Raw genomic sequence first — 2,587 nt, forward strand, 5'->3', positions numbered from 1 at the left:
GACAAGGTGAATATTCACGGTGGCGCCTGTGCCCAGGGGCATCCGGTTGGGTCTACCGGTTCCCGTCTTCTGGTTACCCTGATGCATGCCCTCAAGCGCTATGGCAAAAAGAAGGGTGTTGCCGCGCTCTGCATCGGTGGTGGTGAAGCCACCGCAATGGCGATCGAAATGCTGTAAGACGACAGGTGGTTGCACTCCTGAATCTTGTCTATAGTGAGGGAGTGCGAGCCCCGGCTGAACAGAGAGTGACAGCAAAATCATACTTTTGACTGATCAAAGCCCCCGAAGGGCTTAGCTATAGTGCAATCATCACGGCACTGTGTGTACAGCCGTCAGGACACCTAACACCAGAACAATCGAGCAGCGACTCAGAACAACAACGGAGTAGCCTTCCAATGACAAGAAAAACTCAACCGTGGCAGCGTTGGACCAAGTTACCACTTGCCGTAGCCATAGCCGCCGGTGTGTCCGGCCAGGCAGCAGCATACTCGTTCTACATGGGTGATGTTGAGGCTCAGTTCAATACCACCCTTAGTGCCGGTGTAGGCTGGCGTGTTCAGGATCCGGACAAGCGACTGATTACGCAAGGCAACTTGGGTCCTGAGTACGCTCCCGGCGGATCGCTCGCCAACATTGGTGCCTCAAGCAACAACTATGACGACGGCAACCTGAACTTCGAAAAGGGTGACACCTACTCTAAAGTTGTTAAGGGTAACAGTGAGTTGTTTCTTAACTACAATGTCGACAGCGACATGCTCACTCGGGTGGGTGGCTTGATTCGTGGCCGCTACTGGTACGACTTCGAGCTTAAAGACGAAATGCGAGCGGTCGACCCTGTGGGGCAGCGTCGGGAATTGAACCGTGAAGCAAAAGACAACGCTTCCGGTGGCGAGTTGTTGGATGCCTACGTTTTTTCTGACTGGTATTTCGGGAATGTTCCCGTCAGCTTGCGCTACGGGAAACAGGTTGTAAGCTGGGGGGAGAGCACCTTTATTTCAGGTGGTATAAACGTGATCAACCCGGTGGATATTCGTGCGTTCCGGGCTCCCGGTTCGGAGTTGAAGGATGCCTTGCTGCCAGTTGAGATGTTTTACATTTCTGCGGGCGTTACCGAAAACGTCACTATTGAGGCTTTTGTGCAGACGGACTGGGAAAAGGTTCGCATAGATGACTGCGGTACCTTTTTCTCCACAAATGATTTCGTAGCTGATGGCTGTGGTCCGGTTCTCCTTGCCGGTCAGTTGTCAGACAGTCAAGCTTATGAGCAGGGTTTCATTGCGCCACGTCTCGGGGATCGTGAGGCAGATTCGAAGGACCAGTTTGGTGTTGCGCTGCGATGGTATGTACCTGCACTTAATGATTCCGAGCTGGGCTTCTACTACATCAAGTACAACAGTCGACTTCCCTACATCAGTGGTGTTACCAGTAACCAGGCGGCTGGGGGGCGTTTCCCGAGCTACTTCATCGAGTATCCGGAAGGTATTGATCTTTACGGAATCAGTATCAACACGACCACACCTGGCGGTTGGTCCCTTGGTGCCGAATATAGTTATCGGGATAAGTTGCCAATTCAGTGGAACGCCTTTGAACTTATCTATGGTGGCCTTCAGCGTGATACCAGTTTGCTGTATCAGCGTGAAGCGGAGCGGTTGCAGGCAGAGTTTGGCACAACTGATAACGTAGAAGTATCAGGCTATGACCGCTACGGTGTATCGCAGGCTCAAATGACATTGATCAAGTTCTTCGATCAGGTCATGGGTGCAAGCCGCCTGTCGTTTATTACAGAGTTCGGTGCAACCTATGTGCACGATCTCCCAGGCAAGGACGAGGCTCGTTATGGCCGTTCAGGGACCTTTGGTATTGGTGTTCTGCCCAATGGGCAGTGTGAGTCTGGGGAATCCGCGAACATCAACACTAACTATTGCACCAACGATGGTTTTGTAACCGACTTCTCCTGGGGCTATCGTGCGCGATTCGTCTGGGATTATCCGAACGTTGTCGCAGGTATTAATCTGTCACCGCAGATTGCCTGGAGCCATGATGTGAAAGGCTATGCACCGCAGCCAGGAGGCGCGTTCAATGAGGGTAACAAGTCTATTGGTCTCTCGCTGACTGGTGTCTACCAGAACAAGATCACAGGCAACATCGGCTACACAAACTTTTTCGGTGGCAAACCGTATAACGAGTTGACCGACCGTGATTTCGTGAGTGCGAGCGTTTCCTACTCATTCTGAACCGGACCGAATTCGTTCAACGAGGTAATTTAGATGAAACTGAACAAGAAACTACTGGCCACAGGTGTACTGGCTGCAAGTCTCTTTACCGGTCAGGCCTGGGGCGCGGTTTCTGCAGAAGAAGCGGCCAAACTGGGAGACACTCTGACCCCGATGGGTGCAGAGAAGTCCGGTAACGGTGGCGCCATCCCGGCGTGGACCGGCGGGTTAACGACTCCGCCAGCCGGTTACAAAGGCGACGGTATTTATGTGAATCCGTTCCCTGATGAGCAGCCTGAGTTTGTTATCGATCAGAGCAATGTTGATCAGTACGCCGACAAGCTGTCTCCAGGCCAGGTGGCGATGATTCGTCA

General features: G+C 52.6%; 1 protein-coding gene and 2 pseudogenes. All 3 read left to right on the forward strand.

Annotation, left to right across the window (positions count from 1 at the left end):
- A pseudogene (locus B2R29_RS05000) lies at positions 1-177 on the forward strand (acetyl-CoA C-acetyltransferase); the annotation flags it as partial.
- A gap of 218 nt (positions 178-395) precedes the next feature.
- Positions 396-2,234, forward strand: a complete 1,839-nt coding sequence (locus B2R29_RS05005) for a DUF1302 domain-containing protein (protein ID WP_301180060.1) — start codon at positions 396-398, stop codon at positions 2,232-2,234.
- A 33-nt stretch (positions 2,235-2,267) separates the two neighbouring features.
- Positions 2,268-2,587: pseudogene (locus B2R29_RS05010) on the forward strand (DUF1329 domain-containing protein); the annotation flags it as partial.

It is taken from the genome of Thalassolituus sp. UBA3500 (assembly GCF_002377545.1).
Classification (GTDB): domain Bacteria; phylum Pseudomonadota; class Gammaproteobacteria; order Pseudomonadales; family Oceanobacteraceae; genus Thalassolituus.

Coding starts and splice junctions, on each gene's coding strand:
- B2R29_RS05005 (WP_301180060.1), top strand. CDS start 396: ATGACAAGAAAAACTCAACCGTGGCAGCGTTGGACCAAGTTACCACTT.